Source organism: Halobacillus hunanensis, assembly GCF_900166655.1.
In the GTDB taxonomy this organism is placed as follows: domain Bacteria; phylum Bacillota; class Bacilli; order Bacillales; family Halobacillaceae; genus Halobacillus_A; species Halobacillus_A hunanensis.
The window spans coordinates 70688-90108 of sequence record NZ_FVZB01000004.1; the positions used below are offsets into that span (position 1 = coordinate 70688).

Here is a 19421-nt window from a genome sequence, read left to right on the forward strand (position 1 = left end):
AACATAGAAAGGATTTAAAAATGAAGCTAATAAAAAATAAATCTTTTTCACTGTTATGGTTCGGTAACACCACCTCTGTATTTGGTAACTCAATCTATATGATAGGTGTTATGTGGTACATAGTTCAATTAACTGGAAGTGGTTTTGCTTTAGGTTTAAGTGCCCTCTGTATTAGTTTACCTTCCTTTTTATTTATGATCTATGCGGGAAGACTGGCAGATACGAATAAAAAAAGAGAGATAATGGTTATCTCAGATTTTTTAAATGCTGTACTAATGCTTGTCATAGGAATACTGATTTCTAATAATACTACAGCTGTTCCCCTCTATATATTAATTTTTTTAAGCTCCACATTGAATGTATTTTTTAAACCAGCACTTTTAGCATCTATTCCTCTAATCGTAAGCAGAGACGATTTAACACAAGCAAATGCATCCGTTAACACTACAAACCAAATAGCAAATGTTTTAGGTCCGGCAGTTGGAGGGATACTAATAAGTCAATTTGACATAGCCTGGGTATTTTATCTAAATGCAATTACTTTCTTCATTTCATCCGTTGCTGAATTATTTATAACTGTACGTCCTATCAAAGTGATCAAAGAAGGGGGGTACATAAAGTCATTTATAAATGGCCTTAACGTTCTTAAAAAAGATCCATCTTTATTAAGGCTGATTATCGTTGGTGGTTTTTTGATAAATTTGTTTCTAGCACCCACTTTTGCCTTTATAACTTACATTTGCGGGGAAGTCTTAGAAGTAGGAGCCAAGGGATTAGGTACAGCTGATTCTGTTTTAGCTTTAGGTGCTGTAATAGGAAGCTTAACAGTTATGTATTTTTCTAAATTTGACAAAAAAAAGCTAGCCATTTTGGGATTAGTCTTAGAAGGGGTAGCCCTTCTAATCGGAGGATTATGGGATACATACTTGTCTCTACTTATTTGGTCAATGTTATTAGGGATAGGTTTAAGTTTTGCTGGAATTGGAATAAGCACTCTTACCCAACTCATTACTCCAGAAGATTACCTAGGGAGGGTTAACAGCGTAAGTGGGGCATTCTCAGCAATATCTGTCCCTCTGGGAACTTTAGTCGGAGGCATAGTATTAGAGAACGTAAATATTTACCTCATTTTATTGATTTATGGAAGCTGCATCTTATTATCTTCTTTACTTTTTATTAACCTTAAGGAACAAAGTGAACAAAAGCAAGCTGTAAACATATCATAAAATTGGAGGATTAAAATGAAAACACTGTTTCTTTACCCCCCAATATTCGATCCGACTTCAGGTTATCATAGTTTAAGCTATTTAAAATCGTATATTGAAGAACATAGGGATTACCACATAGACATCATTGATACAAATATTGAAGCAATAGATAAAACCTTTTCCAAAGATTACTATAATCGCCTTAAAACCCATGTCTCTAATAGAATTAACGCCCTTAATAATAAAGAAGAACTTAATGGTCTTGAACAACATGAATTAAAGTACTTACTTTTGGGGAATGAATTTGAGTACGATAATTTATGGGAAGCTGTATCAATTATGAGAAATGAAGAAATGTTTTATGACTACAATAAATATCGATATTCTGCCGAAACAATTAGTAATTGGATGAAGATTATATCCGTTTATGGTTTCCCAGGGCAGTTTGACGGCTTCAGCTTAACAACCCAAGGATACATTAACTTAAATAGCAGTAGTGATCTTAAGAATCGAGAATTAACAAGAAAAATTATGAAGCCTTTGGTAACATTTTTTGAAAAAGACTTATTTTATAAGATATATCAACAATCATATAATGCTATAGGTATTAATATAACTTATAATTTTCAAACTCCATTCGCATTAGAGATAGCAAGAATGATAAAAGATCATTTTCCTAACTTACATATATTTTTTGGTGGAACAGAAGTTGCCGATATATGGAAGTATTCTCTTAATAAAAATACTTTTTTTGAAGTTTTTAATTGTGCTGACGCATGTGTAGTAGGAGAAGGAGAAATAGCTATCTTAGAATTGCTAGATTGCGTGGAACACCAAAAGAGTTTCCATCCCCTCAAGAATGTAATATTCCACCCTAAACACAACATTCCATTAAAACATGAGATCCAATATAACAAAATTAATAACATACCAACTCCGCAATACGGTGATTTGCCGTGGGATAAGTACCTCTCGCCGCATAATTTCATCTATTATTCTCCATCCAGAGGTTGCTACTGGAATAAATGCACTTTTTGTGACTACGGTCTAAACTCCGACTCCCCTACGAGTCCATGGAGACAAAATCCTATTGAAAAAACAGTAGAAGATTTAAGAGTTCTATCCCAAAACTATAAGTATATATATTTTTCTGTAGATGTACTTGCTCCTGCCATGCTCCTTAAATTAGCAGAAAAATTAATAAATGAGAGAATAGATATTCGTTGGGGGGCCGAAATAAGATTAGAAGGATACTGGTCTGCGGAAAGGTGTGAGTTGTTAAAGGAAAGCGGTTGTACATGTATTTCCGTAGGTTATGAATCAGGGACACAAAGAGTCTTAGATTTAATTAATAAGGGAACTACTGTTGACAAAATAAAAGAAACGATTCAGAACTTTAACAATGCAAACATTGGTGTTCAAATGATGGGGTTCATAGATTTTCCTACCGAAACATTTGATGAAGCTATGGACACTTTTAGTTTCTTAGAAGAATCAAAAGAGGATTGGACAATGATTGGCATAGGAGAGTTTTCTCTTACTCCTGGTGCCATAGTAGCTAAAGATCCTCAAAGATTTAAAATTAAAAATGTTAGGGGTTATAACAGAGAAGATATCCCACGTTCTTTATATTATGAAGAAGAAACCACTTCAAAAACTGATAGGGAAAAGGCCATGATAGCTGATTATAGAGTTAAATTGACAAATGTGCATTTTGGTAGACCTTGGATTGGTGGGATTGATACGCCTCATACAATGTTTTATCACGATAAATATGGGACAAGGATTGGTGACCAATTACTATCAGTGGAAAATTACCACTCTCGTGAAGAGATTTATCATTTAAATGGTAGGATCGTTAACCTTGAATTACCTTTTGATATATCTGAATTATTTGACGATGATCAGCTCACTAACCTTCATAACATTGCCAATGAAAATATTGAGGGTCTTACGTATAGAGAAATCATACAAAAGGTACAATCTGTGAATTTTGAGATAGATAATCGAAACCTCCAAAAGCAGAGTTTTTTCATTAGAAGCAATGGTAAGGTCTACCCTTTTAGCGAGAAGATAAACGCATTCTTAGGTTCATTTTATCAGGGTAACACCCTAGAAATGGCCCTTACAGAATTTTCAATAGATGAGCACGAACAAGTAATATCATTATTCGATAAGTGTATTTCAAACTATCTTTTAAGAAAAGGATCAGAAGAAAAAATGGTATTAGGGGGTAAGTAATTGAAGAATGTTCTTTTAATTGGGACTGGTTCTATTGGTATCGTGAATTTGCCTAGTTTCATAATAGAGTTGAAGAAGTTAAATTTTAGCTGCAAATGTATTCTTACCCATAGTGCAGCAGAATTCGTTCCCGAAAAAACAATTGGTTACTTTGCGGACACGTTTACGGATGATAAATCAATTGGTAGCACCTTTGCAAGAATACCTCATATTGCTTTAGGTAGTTGGGCAGACATTGTAATGGTTCTGCCGGCAAGTGCTAATACAATTAATAAAATGGGATATGGAATAGCTGATAACTTGGCTACATTAACTGTTATCTCTACTAGAGCTCCCATCATTGTGTTCCCTAACATGGAAAAAACCATAGCTGACCAAGATATTGTGAAGGAAAGCATAGTTAAGCTTGAACAAAGAAATATACGGGTTATTCAAAATGTTAATGAGGGATACTCGACTTCTTCACAAAAATTCGAAGAATCTTTGGTTCTTCCGACGTTTGAACAATTCAGGGTTATTTTAGAAACTGCAAAGGAGGAAACGATAGTATGAACTTGGGAAGTGGCGAAAAAATTAATTTAAAAATGAACAAAGAGAGATCAGGCGGGAACAGAAAGTATAAGTGGTCAAAATATAACCTCACGGTTCCAACACACAAAAAAAACTTCTTGCTTTATAACACTGCTAACCAGAAAATGATGACTTCAGAGCAATCTTTTGAAAGAAGAGAAAATTATTATACTGATGGAGCCCCTTTAGCGAAAGGGGATGACAAGTTAGTCGATTTGGGTTTTTTAGTGGAAGAGAGTATTGATGAATTTGCAAAACAAAGGTTTGATTATCAGCAACATCAAGGAGACCGATCCCAGCAAATCATTGTAATGCCAACGGAACAATGTAATTTTAGATGCGTGTATTGCTACGAAGAATTCTTGAAAGGAACAATGGAACCAGAGTTACAAGAAGGATTAATATCATGGGTTAAAGCAAATATATCTAATTGGGATAACCTTGCTATAAGTTGGTTTGGTGGTGAGCCACTAGTTGGGTATTCAGTAATTGAGAATGTATCCCCTCAGATTATAGAATTATGTAAAGAAAATAATGTTAAATATACAAGTGGAATGACCACTAATGGATTCCTTCTTAATATAGAAAAAGCAAAGAAGTTATATGATATGGGTGTTAGAAGCTATCAAATAACTGTAGATGGTACGGAAGACTATCATGATCAAACAAGAGTCCTTATGGGAGGTCAAAAAACTTACAGTAAGATTATGAAAAACTTACTGGATATTAAAGATTCTGACCTTGACGTTTCAATTAAAGTAAGAATGAATTTTAGTAGTTTTAATACTGAAAACATTTCTGACTTTCTTGATGAACTATCAAGTAATTTTAAGTCAGATCCAAGATTTACGTTTGATCTACAACCTGTAGGTCAATGGGGAGGACCCAATGATGAGGAACTTCCTATTTGCACTTCAAACCAAGCGAATCTAATTGAGATAGATAAGACTTGGGAAGGGATTGAAAAGGGGATACCGACAACTAAATTTTTAGATGCCCTTCGCCCTAATAATGTCTGTTACGCAGCTAAAGAAAATTCATTAGTAATCGGTTCGGATGGGATCATCTACAAATGTACCGTGGCATTTAATAACCCTATGAATCATGTTGGTCAGTTACATCCGAATGGAGAAATTGAACTTGATATGTATAAATTTAGTCAATGGGTATCTTTAGATGGGGCAACTGATCCCCATTGTCAGTCATGTCAGGTTGCTCCTATATGCCACGGTTCTTTTTGTCCTTTGGTTAGAATTGAGCATGGTAAAGATACAAGACCTTGTCCCCCCTTAAAGTCAAATTTAGAAGCTTATGTGAAAAACTTATACAAACAGATCACATTTTCAAAGGAAGAAGTAAAACAATAAAGTTCATAATTAACTTGAAAGGAGGTGATATTATGGCAAATACTCCATTACTTGAAAATGAAACTGAAGGTATTGATTTTGCAGAATTTGAAGAGGTTGTAGAACTTAACCGAGATTATTCACTAGCTTCTGCAGCAGATACAAACAATTGTAACTGCTAATCTTATTTTGTTGAAAAGAGCAGTACTTACAAAAGGCCAATCAAGTTTCGATTGGTCTTTTTAATTCGATGCTTTCACATTATAGTGACGATATAATTGAAAATTAATGGATAGTATTGTAAAATAAAATAGACTTGGTAGTAACAAGGGACTCTTAAGATCCCAAGGGATGTTCCTGGGTTTTAAATATAACCTGGGAACATCCTTTTTGTTTAGAGGAGGAAGGAAGAGTATAATCTCAATTATTGACCTCCCCGGTACTGATTGAAAAATCACTCTCTTCCTTCTAGTAATTATTTTACATTATACCAGTCACCCCCTAAGAATCTTTATCCCCTTCCTTTAGCCTTCGGTAGAAAGCAGCTGCACTCCTCCTGTAATCATACATATCTCTTTAACAGTCTTATCAGAATTTTTACGAAGCTCAATTGCATGATTCATCCCCGGATGTTTATCAGTGTACTTTTTTATTCTTCCCCGATACTTTCCTTTTTGCTTTGCCGACTGAATCCCCGCACGTTGTTTCTCCTTAATCATTTCTCGATCAAGCTCACTAAAGGCCGCCATTACCGTTAAAAAGAATTTCCCAGTTGGAGTTCTAGTGTCAATCCCCAAATTTAGGATTACAAAGTCTACATCTCTTTCTTGAAGTTGTTCAACGAGCTGTAACATCTGAACTGTATTCCTTCCTAGGCGATCCATACGAGTTACAACTAAAGTGTCCCCTGTAGTGAGCTTAGAAAGGAGATCTTCCAATTGCTGCTTTTGTTTAGTTACCCCACTAATTTTCTCCTTGATAACTTCATCCACCCCATACGTGGTAAGTTGCTCTACCTGACTATCCAAATTTTGGTCTTGTGAACTTACTCGAGCATACCCAAATATCATTTTATCCCCTCGATTTTATATGTATTTTTGATAGGTGTTATTGAGAGACTATAAAGCTTATGATATCAAGGAGCCGACTTTCTATCAATAGGGTACACTCTATTGATAGAATCGTAAGAGTAAAGTGAATATTCTATGAAATGGGTGAACTAAATGTCTATTGCTAGAGGGAGAGAATTGCTCACTAATGAACAACGGCAATCCTTTATACAGATTCCTGAGGACGAACTCGTAGTTGGAACCTACTACACATTCTCTAATTCGGATTTAGAACTGATTAACAAGCGTAGAAGGGATGAAAATAGACTGGGATTTGCAGTACAATTAGCTGTTCTCCGACCTTAAGGCCATTAAAACTCCCTTAACGTTGTTAAAAATAGGATAGCATTCGGGAAAATGCGCTTAACGTTGTAAATCCGCATTTTCCTGACGCTACCCCTTACTCAGGGGTTATCGGTTTAGAGGTAATAAATCTGTTTAATACCGATATGTCACTAGAGAATGATATGAAACTTTCATTCTCTAGTGTCGTTTTTTAATTGCTTAGTTGACGAACTTTTTTATTTGTTTCTTCGTATTTCCATAATAAGCTCTTCTACAACTTGCTCCAGTTGATTAAAATTTCTTTCCAATCGCATGAGTAAATAAAACGTAACGACAATAGGAAATCCTAAATTGCCTATCAAAGAGATCCAATAATTTGGTTCCATACAAATCACTCACCTTCCATGTCTACTCCTTTTTTACTTAAAATCCCCATTCAAATATAGAGGTAGTACTCGGATTTGAACCGAGGATGAAGGTTTTGCAGACCTTTGCCTTACCACTTGGCTATACTACCACAACTTCTAAAGCAATTATTATTCTTCTTACTATTTAAAGAGTATCTTGCTAACAAATATAAACACGAAATGAAAAAAATTTGGAGTTAAATAATAACTTTGAAGTTACTCTTTAAATGGATAAAGGGGGAAATAATTAATGAGCACCAAAATACTTGAGATTAGGGAAAGAATAGAACAAGGTAAAAACATCCCGAAAGGTTTAAAATTACTTAATGTAGAAAGTTTATGGGAGAAATCTGATCAGGGAAAAGGGAATGTAATAGCTGTTATTGATTCGGGGTGTGATAGAAATCACCCTGATTTAAAAGATAACATTATTGGAGGGTATAATTTCACAGGTGAAGGGGAACACCATGACTTTTCAGATAGCAATTTCCATGGGACTCATATTGCAGGAACCATTGCGGCTAACAATATAAAATCCGGAATTATTGGAGTATCCCCGCAATCTAAATTATTAATTCTCAAGGTAATTGATAAAAGAAACTCAGGTACTTACACTTCATTAGTTAACGCCATTAATTACGCTATAAAATGGAAAGGGCCAAAAGGGGAAAAGGTATCAGCTATGAATATATCTTTAAGTGGCCATTACGATGATGATAATCTCTATAAATCAATTGTTAACGCAACAAAAAGAAATATTCCAATAATTGCGGCATCCGGAAATAGTGGAGATTCAAAAAGGTTATATCCTGCTTCTTTTAAGGAAGTACTACAGGTTGGTTCGGTTAATGAGTCACTAAAATTAAATAGTTTTTCAAACAAAAACGGACGAAGTTTATTTCTAGCTCCGGGTAGTAATATTCTTTCGACATTTCCCAACAGTCTCTATGGTAAAATAACCGGAACTTCAATGGCAGCACCGCATATAACAGGAGCTGTTTCTTTAATCATAGATATAATGAAGAAAGAGAAAGTACCAGTGAAACTAGAAACCGTGTTAAGGCAATTAACTAAATACTCCATCCCTTTAAGTGAACACATGGATGGTGAAGACATCAGATTAGTTCAATTTAATTAGGGAAATTTAATTGGGGTAGTACCAACATTTTAACGGAAAACTCACGCTAAGACAGTTTTTACCATAAAAAAGCCGGAATTCTTTACGCTAACGAATTCCGGGGGACTGTTTCAGATATTTAATGGTCTTAATGTATTCGCTTTGGTCAAATTTTTTAAATCAAATGAATATTCTCCTAGGAAATTAATATGTTCCCACCCTAATGGTGAAACATGTCCAATTAACTCTTCTTTTAAAACACCCTTTTCCCTCATGACCTTTATTGCTTCTGTAAGATATACCGTGTTCCAAACACTTATTGCGTTTATTAAAATGTTTAATGCACTATTTCGTTGCAGTTGATCTTGTAATGCACGTTCACGCAATTCTCCTCTTTTTCCAAAGAATAATGCTCTGGCTAAAGCATTCATGGCTTCACCCTTATTCAATCCTCGCTGAATTCTTCGACGTATTGCTTCATTTGAAATGTAATCTAAGATAAAAATAGTTTTTTCGATTCTCCCCATCTCTCGGAGGGCCGTTGCAAGGTTGTTCTGTCTCGAATAGGAACCTAGTTTACCTAAAATAAGTGCAGCAGAAACTTTACCTTGACCAACAGATTGTCCCATACGTAACACATCAGCGTAATTTTCTTGAATGACCTTAGTATTAATGCGACCTTTTAATAACGACTCAAGCTTTGGAAATTCATTTGGCTTCCCCATAATATGTAACCGCGTGTCCGTCAAGTCCCGAAGGCGAGGAGCAAATCGAAAGCCCAAAAGGTGACATAGACCAAACACTTGGTCTGTATACCCAGCTGTATCCGTGTAATGTTCTTCAATGTTAAGTTCAGATTCATGATGCAGCAGTCCATCGACTACATGAAGTGCATCGCGGGAATTCGTGTTTACGACATTTCCACTAAAGGTTGAAAATTGGTCACTTGTAAAACGGTAAAAGGTCGTTCCTTTCCCATGACCGTAGTGGGGATTTGCATCAGCGTAAAGGGAAGGAACTCCTACTTGGACGCGCATACCATCTGATGAGGAGGTAGTCCCATCTCCCCAGTAAGATGGCAATAAAAGTTGGTGATGAAAATCAACGAGTGCAGCCTGCGCCTTATTCATAGCATCATCATGCATTCTCCATTGAGCGATATTGGCCATTTGATGGTAAGAAATTTTAGGAGTAGCATCGGCCATTTTGGTTAGTCCAATGTTAGTTCCCATACCCATGAGTGTTGCCATGAGGATGGATTTCTCATTGCCCTTTGGCGGGTGACCAGAAGATGCGTGGAGAAAGGCTTCATCAAAACCCGTCCAGCTCGCAACCTCTAAAAGAAGATCGGTTAGTTTGATCTTTGGAAGCATCTTATATAAAGACAAACTAAAGGATTTTGCTTCTTCCGGAGTGTTTTTTTCTAAACGATCAATATGAAGTTTCCCTTTTCCAATATTTACTCCTTCTAATTCATGAACATGGTTCGATACCCAGTTCAGGCGTTCAGTAAGTGTTTGTGTTCTTTCACTTATGAATTGATCAACTGAAGGACTAACCGCAAGTTTACTATTTTGTAAATCAATCTTCTTCCATTCATCCTTTGAAATTAAATATTCATCAAAGTTTTTATATTGGCGGCTACCAGTTACGGAGACATCTCCTGATCGAATATGATTACGAAGTTCTGTCAACGCGGCCATTTCATAATAGCGACGGTTAATGGACCCATCCTCATCATATACATGTTTTTGCCATCGATTAGAAATAAAATCGAGGGGAGCATCTTCTGGAACTCTTCTCTTTCCAGATTGATTCATTGTACGGATCGTATCTATGGCCTCCATCAAGGGTTCTGCTGATTGATTTGATTGAAAATCTAAGGCATTTAATAAAGTGGGTGTATATTTTCGTAAGTATGAGAAACGATTTTCAAGTAAATCCAAGTAATCATAATCAACGGGCCGTGATAATTTTCTGGCTTCTTCCACAGAAGAAATAATATTCTCCCACGGCATAACTGTTTCCAACGTTTCAAATGGATCAAGCCCTTCATCTCGTGCTTTAATTAACGCAGCGCCCAGATCAGCAAAATGAATGACCTTTTCATTGATGGATTTCCCGTGTTGCTTTTGAAGCTCTTCCTGGGCTTTTCGGCCTTTGGATTGTAGAACCATGATTTGACGATCATGAATTTCAATGGCTTGGTCAATTAATTCTTGGCTTAGATATAGGAGGTATGCGACAAGGATGGCATAACGTTTTGATTCCTTAAATCGTCGAAATGAATGAGGCTCATATCTTGCTCCCATACGGGATAGTTGGAGTAGGCGGTTAGGATGGATTTCTTTAGTATTAGAAGAAAGATTGATCTCCCGAACATACTCCAAGCGTTTAATAGCATCCAAAAAGGCGTCTGGAGAGGATTGCCCAGGTTTTTCTCTTAACCATGACAGAGGTGTTCTTCTCTGTTCATCAGAAGGTTCTGTTAATGTATCAAGCTGTTGTTTTTGGTTTGAAGTCAGAGATTCTGTTAATCGTTGGTAAACTTTCTTCTCCGCCCTTCGCCGGATTTCCCATACCAACCTTTCAACAGTTGTCATAGCTGGTAGAATGATTTTTTGCTTTCTCATTTCATCGATAGCTATCTTAATTAAATGGAGGGATTGATTGTTTTCCATGGCAAAAGGGAGCAAATAACGTGATAACTGTCGGTAGTTGCTCATTGAAAAGAAAGTATATCCATAAAACTTTCTGATTTCTTCCAAATGTTCATACTTGGTTTGTTCCCGTCCTGCATAATATTGAAATTCCTGTGCGTTCACATGGATTTGGTCTGCAATATAGTTTAAAACAGCATTTGGAATAGGGTTCGCATCAGATAAGGTCCAGCCCGGAAAGCGCAGAAGGCAAAGTTGAATAGCGAATCCTAAACGATTATGATCCCTTCTGCGACGTTTAATAAGATTAATGTCTTGTGGAGAAAGGGTATAGTAACTCGCTAATTCCCACTTACTAATATCGGATGGGATTTTCATAAACTGTATCCTTTGTTCTGATGTTAACAATTCCTCTTTCCCTTAAATACAAAAGTATTACTCCTCTCTCTTATTTATTAACCGGAGGAATTAATGTAGATATTTTCCACAGCTTTTTCTTTATCCTGGGCGGTGGGCTGACTGTAACGGAGGACCATGTCAGCCGATTGATGACCGGACAATGACTGAATGACAGAAATGTCTTCACCCGCACGTACAAGACCTGTGATAAACGTATGACGTAAAGCATGAGGGTGGACTTTGTACTTTCCAAGAACGGTTTGAACACTTCGAATACTGATTCGTTTCACCCGGCTTGATAAAAATAAGGCTGGTTGATTGTCGCCCCTTTGATCAAGATAATCTGTAAGCGCACGACGCACCTCCACGTTTAAGGGGATAATTCTCTCCCGATTACCTTTTCCAATAACCCGGACCTCACCTTTTCGTTCACTTTTCTGAATATCATCTCTGTTGAGGGAAACGAGTTCCCGGACCCGTACTCCTGTATAAAGAAGCATAAGGATAATAGCGTAGTCGCGTTTGTTACCGTCACGATCTACTTCACGAACTAATCGATTTCGCTCAATGCGATCTAATCCCTTAGGAGCTTGCTTTTTAAGGTCAGCCATTTTAACAACACGTATATCCTGAACAGCTTTGGCATTGCCTGTCCATCTTGCAAAAGGTTTAATGGCATTCCAAATTTTATTAACAGTTGCGGCACTTTTCCGTTTAGCCGTCAGATAATCAATGTACTGTTGCACATCAGATCTTGAAAAATCTTCTAAGTTTGTGCCCGTTCCTTCTAACCAATGGTTAAATTGCTCTAATGCATGTATATATGTGTCACAAGTTGATTCTGACTTCCCCTTTAAACCTTCTTCTCTGAACACTTCTAATACTGATTTCGTCATTGGACTCCCCTTTAATACACCATCACATAATTCTACGCTAAAATTTCCGGCCATTAATCTTTGATTATACACCGGTAACACATGATTGATTCGTTTCGACTTTAGCTCATTTTATCATAGAATTATTGTTCTATGTCATAATTCTATGATAAGTATATAAAAAATCCGATACTTCTATTTTGGAACAGACATATCAAATCGTGATACATAATTATAATTTTTTTGGATAGGCTTGTACTAAGGCTTCATAAAGATAAGACTAGGAAAAAGGATGGTGCATCATTAATGAAGCGTTTACTTACAACAGTTATTGTTCTTCTATGTTTATTCACTGGGGTCGCGTTTGCTTCTGCTCAATCTCAAAACTCTAATAACCACGATTCAAAAGGAACGGAACAAGCAACAGATCAACTTATGCTGAAGCTTTTTAATGAACATATTGACAAAGCAGTCGCCAATTATTATAAGGATGACTCAATAAGTTTTCAGTATAACTGGTGGGATGAAGGTTATGATGTCGTTGAAGTAGATCAGAGTGAAAAAGGTCATGTCCTAAAGAGTCCATATGAGGTGACATTTACTGTTGAACCTATCAAAACAAAACATGACAAACAAACGAATACTACAACCCTCGGTCCAAAATTAGGGGGGACAGATAAAATAACCTTCGGTGTGGTACCGGGAGACGTAGCAAAAGGAATTAAAGTAAAAATGTTAAATTATGAGCATCATGACTCAAACGAAAACTAAATTAAAGATACTATGTACATTAAACTGTAACCCGAGAAAGGCTAAAACATAGAGCCTTTCTCGGGTTTTTGTTACTCTTAACGCTGAAACACCTAACAAATACCCTAATACAATGGGTTTATACAGAGTGCAAAAACAATTCGAAATTCTTATGACGATTGAGTCCAAGAAAGGTTTTCAGTATAATTTGGGTATAAAATACAGTTTGGGAAGAAAGGGGTAATGAATGAAAAAATATCTATTGTTAGTCATCCCAATTTTCTTTTACAGAGAACTTTTTAGATATTTTAATTTAGAGGCACTGATTAATTTAATAATTGTTATGATTTGCTTGACCTTTCTTTTTAAACGCACAGCTCTTAGAAATGTTCTTGATTTGTTCATTGCGATTTGTTTCACAATATATTTTTGTATATTGTACTCGAAGACTGTTGAACTGAAAGGGATCGTTATAGGGTTTTCTCATAGTTTTTCTTTTGAAAACGCAAAAAATGTTTTTGATACAGTTAACTTAATTCCCATCAAGGGCATTTTTGAAGTAATTACACAAAATATTTCAAATCTAAATGTTTTGTATCAGGTATTTGGAAACACAATCATGCTTGCCCCTTTTGCATTTGCTTTACTCTATTTTGAATGGACTAAAAGTTATAAGCAGGCGATTTGGTATACTTTGCTTTGTACAGTGGGTATTGAATTTATACAATTCGTATTAAGTTTATATTATAGTGTGTTTGAAATTGGTTTGAGAAGAAGCATAGATATTGACGATGTAATTTTAAACACTATAGGCGCTGGTATAGGAATAGGGGGTTACTACCTTTGGTCAATAATAGAGACTCAATTTAAAAGATGAATGTCTGATATTCCTGTTTCTATAAAAAGATGCCCCTCCACTTATTTGTGGAAGAGCATCTTTTTATAGAAGGGATCAGTCAAACCCTTCAGCATAAAAACTCGCTTGGTATGGAGCAGCATTGTACGTTGTAATATAAAATTCGGCTTCATCGTCACTACCATCTACTTGGTTAGTTATGCCAGACCACGTTACAGTAGAGGCTTGAGATACTCTAATCGGGTCACCAACGATTTCATCAAAATTACCTTGGCCATCGTATTCTCTTAATTGTACAGTGAAATTATTATTCACACCAGTGAACTCTATCTTGAAGTTTCCACCGCCGGATTCCCAATTATCACCTGCACCTACTGGCGTATAATAAAATGTATCATCTCCAGTATAAGCGTATCCCTTAAACTTTCCTCTAGATTGCCATCCACCTGGATCATAAATATAAAACGAACTCATTTCTAATGGACCTGGTGTCACTTTTACATTTTCGACGCCGATAGGATCATTTGTTGATGAATTCACTTCTGGACTTGCTACCCCACCCTTTTCTGGTGATGTCATTCCTGCTACTTCAGCATGAGAAACTCCCGGTGCCAGAAGGGATGCAGCCAAAGCTAACGATGCAAAAGGTAAACCAATTTTTTTAAACATCGATTACTCTCCTCCCTGATTTTAAAAGTTACCTATGTAGATTCTTGATGTAGGGGTCCAGACAGCAAAACGCGGTAAACGTACGTTAAGAGTTGTGTTGCATTAGTTTTTCTTATATTTTAATTAAATTGTGTTGCGTAAAAGGGATAAATAATGCTTTTACAACTATCTAATACAACACAATTATATTTATGTTGTATAGAGCGAACAAAACTCAAGACATAGAAAAAGCCTAAGCGATAAGGTTTTTATCCTTAGCGTACGCTATCCGCGTTTTGCTGGCGGTACCCCATGTAGAAAAGAACCCCCCTCCCATTTTTTGGTATATAACTTAACTTCGACATTAAATTGTCATTGTCCTGCAAATAAATTGAAATAATCTTAATATTTAGTTTACTTTTTGTCATAATATACAGATCAATTTGGTAATAAACATCATAACGAATCCAAAGTCCAAATCATAGAATTAAATGGTAAAAACTGTCTTAGCGTGAGTTTTCCGTTAAAATGTTGGTACTACCCCTTGTAGGAAGATTTAAATGGTGGGGGGTTTTAGTAGCCTTCATTTTTGGTATCGCTATAGGATATATCGATGTGATCGGTCAATTTCTAAGTTTGTCCCGTACCTTTGTGTTCTTCCCAATCTTTTTATTAGGATTTTGTTTACAAAGGGAGCATTTTAACAAAATACGAAATCAGGTGCGGTGGAAGTGGGTTGGAGTCATCTTACTTCTGACCATATTAACAGCCTTTTACTTTGTCTTTCCTAAAGAAGGTATACAGTGGCTGTTTGGATCTTATTCATTTGAAAGTATGGGAGTAAGTGGTTGGGAAGCTGGAGCTATTCGATTAATACAATATGGACTAACTATTGCCGCAACCATCGGTTTTTTAGCACTGGTCCCCAACCAACCATTTAAATTAACCGTTATAGGGGCAAGAACAATGTACGTGTACTTACTTCACGGGTTTGTTATCCAGACGGTTAAGGCTTTCATTCCTCATAAGCAACTAGATCTATTATCTAGTAACTTGCTATTATTATTTGTAGCATCTATAGGAATTTGCTTATTTTTTGGCCATCAGGGAACAAAGCGACTAACACGTCCTATTATTTTAAATTAGTCGGTTTAGAACAGCATTTTGTTTGGATCATCATATCATGTATAGATCAAATTAAAGGGATGGCTTAGCAGCCATCCCTTTATGTCCTAGAATGGAATGGGGGTAGAATCCATTCCGTGTACATAATACCACATTAACATTTGTTCATATATAGATGCCATGTGACAACTTCTTAACTATTTAACATCTAACCATTTTGTTTGTAAGATCTAGTCCTTCAGATGACTCGTATTAGATTTTGGTACTAACACAATGTTTTTCTTAGCTTCGTCCACATAAACGGACAGGAACCGTATTTTCTTTCGATTTAATTTTCCAATGGCTTCAGCGGGTATAAAGATACTACCTTTTCTGCCAATGACACAAACCATATCAGTTTCACTTACCTCTTCCTGTATGATAAGATTGCTTTCTTGAAAACGTAAGCTAACACTGTGTCCTTGAATCCAGTTAAACTTGTCCCTCCATTTACGGGGGATATAGAAACGTTTAGAGGGCTTGACTTCAAATGTTTTGCCAATCGGTCGTAACATGAGCATCACCTCCATAAGCAGTAAACTCACACTGAATATTGATTATTTTTTTTATTCTTGATACTAATGTAACTCACCCCGAACACAAATAGTCCGAATACACCAAGTACAAATGAGATAAATGGCCAGTTAAGACCTTGTTTAGGTTCAACTAAAAATACATCAGCTTGTTCACGATTAAGAGCTAGTTTATACATTCCGGGTTTTTGTTCAAGTACTAACCCATCATGTAGGATCCCACGTAACTGTTTTCCTTCCGGTAACCCTTTAATCTCTGCTGTCCTTGTGGAACGATCATTATTGATAGCAACTACCATCACCTGATCCCCCAGGGTGCGTTTAAATATAAAAAATCCGTCTTCACTATATAATTTCTCAAAGTCCCCACGTGTTAAGACAGGGTATTGGTCCCTCAAGGCATTTAGTTTTTCAATTCGTTTACTTAGTTGGCCATCTCCAGAATTGAAATTCATAAGTCTATTATTATCAGGTATTTCACCTCCATCTAAAGGCACTTCACTTCCATAATAGAGAATAGGAATTCCTGGAGAGGTAAACATATAAGTTAACCCTAATTTCCACCTTGTGATTGGATTTTGACGCTTTTCAAGTGCTAGTCTTGTAAAGCGTTGACTGTCAGGATTATCTAGAAAATGACCTATATTAAAGGAATTATAAAGCTCTTTATCTTTTTCCCATTGATTAAAAAGAGGGTTATGTGACTCGCCAGCTTCCTTGAACGTTTCACTTGCACGTTTAGAGAAAGGATAATTAACGAGGCTGTTTATCCCGGTTCCTTTATATTGTGATATATAACCTTCATTCTTTATCTTACCGAGTAAGATAAAGTCTTCATCAATCGATCTTACACGATTAGAAAAGTCTGTCCAAAATTCTTTAGAAACTGGTTTTGCTGTATCTAAACCAAAGCCATCAACGCCGGTTTCTTTGATCCAGAAGGAGGCAGCATCCAATATGTATTGTTTTACTTCCTCGTTCTTCATATTCAAGACATAAGGAGTAGAAATTGCGGAACTATCGGAAGTCTTCTGTTCGTTCATATAGTTCTCTTTGAGATACCAGCCTTCCTTCCCCGGGTCTTTCCGCCAAGGATGTTGATTCCCTGTATAATTCACAACAAAATCAAAGATAACCTTCATGTCCCGTTTGTGAGCTTCTTTGACTAATCTCCTGGCATCTTCGATGGTCCCAAAGTGTTCATCAATAGATTTAAAATCTATGACTGAATATCCATGATAGCCATTTGTCCCGTTATCCATAATAGGAGTTAGTTGGATGGTGGTAAATCCCATCTTTTTAATATAATCCAACTTTTCAATAATCCCCTCAAGATCTCCCCCCTGAAAGGATTTAGGAGCATTGACATTAACATTTTTATCATTTTCAGTATTTCCATTCATGAATCTATCGACCATGATGAAATAAATACTTCCGTCTTGCCATTTACGGTCTCCTTTTTCATTTGCTCCTACGGGAAGCCCGTCAAAAAGGAGAAAAGATATCATTATAACTGTTAGCAAAGTAATTTTTTTCATTTCCACTATTCCTCCGTTGCCTTTGAAGCCTTATATATTAAAAAGGGGATTCTATTTTGTGTCTAAAATCCAGTCCAACCACCAAAAAACTGATTGGTTATAAAGGAAGTAAATTGAGTCATCCAACCAAAAAATAAGACGATTCCCATTGCAATCATGGCATAACCACCAACAGCCATGATTTTCCTGTTATGTTTTCTAATCCATTTTAACCTTCCGATAAAAAGAGCCATGATTATAAAAGGAATAGAAAACCCTAAGACATAACAGATCATATACAGAACAGCTTGGTTAGGGGAAGAGACTCCAAGAGCAATGACAGCGGCAAGGATCGGGCCTGTACAAGGGGTCCATCCAGCTGCGAATCCCATACCGACAGCACTTGACCCTAGATATCCTTGAGGACGGTTTTTTAGGGGAACTTTATAATCTTTCATCAGTACTTCAGGTTTAAAGATCCCGAGCGTCACTAAGCCTAAAAAGATAATTAAGATGGCACCTAATTGGCGAATTAAATCATCATAACGAATAAACCACCCACCAATCCAAGATGTTGAAAAACCAATAGCAATGAAAATGATGGAAAAACCAAAGAGGAAAAATAATGTGTGAAGAAAGGGTTGTTTCTTAGCCAACAATTTTTTGTCCTGTAAATCATCTAGGGACATTCCAGTAATATAAGATAGAAATGCAGGATATAAGGGTAAATTACAAGGCGAAATAAATGATAAAAACCCTGCTCCAAAGGCTAATAGTAGATTGATATCAGCCATTCGACTCTCTCCAGTCATCCGGTTGAATTCTCTTCATATATCCATGGATTTCTTTTTCCGTCATCCCAGCTGTGATACGATCAACGACTTTCCCGTTTTCATCGATTAAGAAGGTAACCGGTATGGGCCCAATTCCATAAGCATCTAGTAATTCCTCACCATAGTCCATTAAAACGGGGAACATCATTCCTTTACGATCGACAAACGCTTGTACCGTTACAGCACTTTCTCCTACATCGACAGAGAGAACCTGTACACCTTTATCTTTAAAAATTTGATATTGATTTTCTATGTAGGGCATTTCTTTCTCGCAGGGTTTACAGTAGGTTGCCCATACATTGAGAAATACACCTTGTCCCCGGTAATCGCTAAGTTGAATAATTTCCCCATCAAGAGTCTCCAATTTAAAGTCAGGGGCCATATCTCCGGCATTGACGACCCCTGAATTTTTTGTGAAGTTCTGATAAAGGACAAACCCTATGAGAAGGGCAAATACACTTAATATGGAGATACGCATGATCGATCGTTTGCGACGATTTTTCACTTTTAAAAACACGCCTTTCTTTAATGATCGATGATCTTAGATCTCTTCCCAGAACAGTAATATTTCTGAGACCGTATAATTAGAAGGTGTGGCCTGGTCCAGAGCTAGCATTTTAAATCACGGTATAAAACTTCCTGCTTACGCGTAGGAATGTAAACCAGATATGATTAAATTTACAGCAAGTAAGTTAAACATAATGATGGCAAACCCTCCCACAGCAAGCCATGCTGATTTCGTTCCATGCCATCCTCTTGAAAGTCTGAGGTGCAGGAAAGCAGCATAGAAAAAGAAGGTAATTAAAGCCCACACTTCTTTAGGATCCCATCCCCAGAAACGACTCCAAGCTTCTTGGGCCCATATCATTGCAAAAATTAGCGCACCTAGTGTAAAAATAGGAA

At 36.5% G+C, this 19421-nt stretch carries 18 protein-coding genes, 1 tRNA gene and 2 pseudogenes; 10 read left to right on the forward strand and 11 right to left on the reverse strand.

All coding sequences use genetic code 11. The features are described from left to right. Positions 1-20 precede the first annotated feature (20 nt). From B5354_RS00765 to B5354_RS20815, 5 genes are read left to right on the forward strand one after another with little or no spacing between them, the layout of a single operon-like run. Positions 21-1226 carry an MFS transporter gene (locus B5354_RS00765; protein WP_079525021.1) on the forward strand — a complete coding sequence of 402 codons (1206 nt, stop codon included), beginning with the start codon at positions 21-23 and terminating at the stop codon, positions 1224-1226. A 15-nt stretch (positions 1227-1241) separates the two neighbouring features. After that, entirely contained in the window at positions 1242-3449 is a 2208-nt protein-coding gene (locus B5354_RS00770) for a B12-binding domain-containing radical SAM protein (RefSeq protein WP_079525023.1), read from the forward strand. Continuing rightward, a complete protein-coding gene (locus B5354_RS00775) occupies positions 3450-4001 on the forward strand; it encodes a flavoprotein (protein WP_079525025.1) in 552 nt (183 codons plus the stop codon). Then, positions 3998-5386, forward strand: a complete 1389-nt coding sequence (locus B5354_RS00780) for a radical SAM/SPASM domain-containing protein (RefSeq protein WP_079525027.1) — start codon at positions 3998-4000, stop codon at positions 5384-5386. The genes B5354_RS00775 and B5354_RS00780 overlap by 4 nt, the downstream gene beginning before the upstream one ends. A gap of 32 nt (positions 5387-5418) precedes the next feature. Beyond that, positions 5419-5547 carry a hypothetical protein gene (locus B5354_RS20815; RefSeq protein WP_275897964.1) on the forward strand — a complete coding sequence of 43 codons (129 nt, stop codon included), beginning with the start codon at positions 5419-5421 and terminating at the stop codon, positions 5545-5547. Positions 5548-5866: 319 nt separating this feature from the next. Here B5354_RS20815 and B5354_RS00785 read toward each other — a convergent pair. Next, positions 5867-6435, reverse strand: a pseudogene (locus B5354_RS00785) (recombinase family protein). Positions 6436-6588: 153 nt separating this feature from the next. Between B5354_RS00785 and B5354_RS00790 the strand changes: the two are divergent. Continuing rightward, positions 6589-6774, forward strand: a pseudogene (locus B5354_RS00790) (DUF4158 domain-containing protein); the annotation flags it as partial. 221 nt (positions 6775-6995) lie between these two features. Here B5354_RS00790 and B5354_RS00795 read toward each other — a convergent pair. Both B5354_RS00795 and B5354_RS00800 read right to left on the reverse strand, forming a co-directional pair. Beyond that, entirely contained in the window at positions 6996-7145 is a 150-nt protein-coding gene (locus B5354_RS00795; protein WP_079525029.1) for a YvrJ family protein, read from the reverse strand. 60 nt (positions 7146-7205) lie between these two features. Further along, positions 7206-7276 (reverse strand) — tRNA-Cys (locus B5354_RS00800). A gap of 140 nt (positions 7277-7416) precedes the next feature. On the opposite strand from B5354_RS00800, the gene B5354_RS00805 reads away from it, so the two are divergent. Next, a complete protein-coding gene (locus tag B5354_RS00805) occupies positions 7417-8304 on the forward strand; it encodes a S8 family peptidase (RefSeq protein WP_079525031.1) in 888 nt (295 codons plus the stop codon). A 110-nt stretch (positions 8305-8414) separates the two neighbouring features. Here B5354_RS00805 and B5354_RS00810 read toward each other — a convergent pair whose 3' ends face one another. Both B5354_RS00810 and B5354_RS00815 read right to left on the reverse strand, forming a co-directional pair. Next, positions 8415-11321, reverse strand: coding sequence for a Tn3 family transposase (locus B5354_RS00810; RefSeq protein WP_079525033.1), 2907 nt, complete (start codon positions 11319-11321; stop codon positions 8415-8417). Positions 11322-11398: 77 nt separating this feature from the next. Next, positions 11399-12238 (reverse strand): tyrosine-type recombinase/integrase, encoded by an 840-nt coding sequence (locus B5354_RS00815; protein WP_079525035.1) that lies wholly within the window; start codon positions 12236-12238, stop codon positions 11399-11401. Between the two features lie 285 nt (positions 12239-12523). Between B5354_RS00815 and B5354_RS00820 the strand changes: the two genes are divergently transcribed. Together B5354_RS00820 and B5354_RS00825 are read left to right on the forward strand one after the other, a co-directional pair. After that, entirely contained in the window at positions 12524-12988 is a 465-nt protein-coding gene (locus B5354_RS00820; protein ID WP_079525037.1) for a DUF3888 domain-containing protein, read from the forward strand. A gap of 226 nt (positions 12989-13214) precedes the next feature. Then, positions 13215-13844 carry a VanZ family protein gene (locus B5354_RS00825; RefSeq protein ID WP_079525039.1) on the forward strand — a complete coding sequence of 210 codons (630 nt, stop codon included), beginning with the start codon at positions 13215-13217 and terminating at the stop codon, positions 13842-13844. A 75-nt stretch (positions 13845-13919) separates the two neighbouring features. On the opposite strand, the gene B5354_RS00830 is transcribed toward B5354_RS00825, so the two are convergent. Then, positions 13920-14492, reverse strand: a complete 573-nt coding sequence (locus tag B5354_RS00830; protein ID WP_079525041.1) for a hypothetical protein — start codon at positions 14490-14492, stop codon at positions 13920-13922. Between the two features lie 507 nt (positions 14493-14999). On the opposite strand from B5354_RS00830, the gene B5354_RS00835 reads away from it, so the two are divergent. Continuing rightward, positions 15000-15617 (forward strand): acyltransferase family protein, encoded by a 618-nt coding sequence (locus B5354_RS00835; protein WP_079525043.1) that lies wholly within the window; start codon positions 15000-15002, stop codon positions 15615-15617. A gap of 209 nt (positions 15618-15826) precedes the next feature. Here B5354_RS00835 and B5354_RS00840 read toward each other — a convergent pair whose 3' ends face one another. From B5354_RS00840 to ccsA, 5 genes are all read right to left on the reverse strand, one after another. Then, complete coding sequence (locus tag B5354_RS00840) at positions 15827-16150, reverse strand: hypothetical protein (protein WP_079525045.1); 324 nt, start codon at positions 16148-16150, stop codon at positions 15827-15829. A gap of 26 nt (positions 16151-16176) precedes the next feature. After that, positions 16177-17706, reverse strand: a complete 1530-nt coding sequence (locus B5354_RS00845; RefSeq protein WP_079525047.1) for an alpha-amylase family glycosyl hydrolase — start codon at positions 17704-17706, stop codon at positions 16177-16179. A 62-nt stretch (positions 17707-17768) separates the two neighbouring features. Continuing rightward, entirely contained in the window at positions 17769-18479 is a 711-nt protein-coding gene (locus B5354_RS00850; protein WP_079525049.1) for a cytochrome c biogenesis CcdA family protein, read from the reverse strand. Further along, on the reverse strand, positions 18472-19023 hold the full coding sequence (resA, locus tag B5354_RS00855) for a thiol-disulfide oxidoreductase ResA (protein WP_079525061.1): 552 nt from the start codon (positions 19021-19023) through the stop codon (positions 18472-18474). Before resA ends, B5354_RS00850 begins: the two co-directional genes overlap by 8 nt. A gap of 138 nt (positions 19024-19161) precedes the next feature. Then, positions 19162-19421: cytochrome c biogenesis protein CcsA (gene ccsA, locus B5354_RS00860; protein ID WP_176142372.1), on the reverse strand; the 260-nt coding region annotated here is incomplete at its 5' end.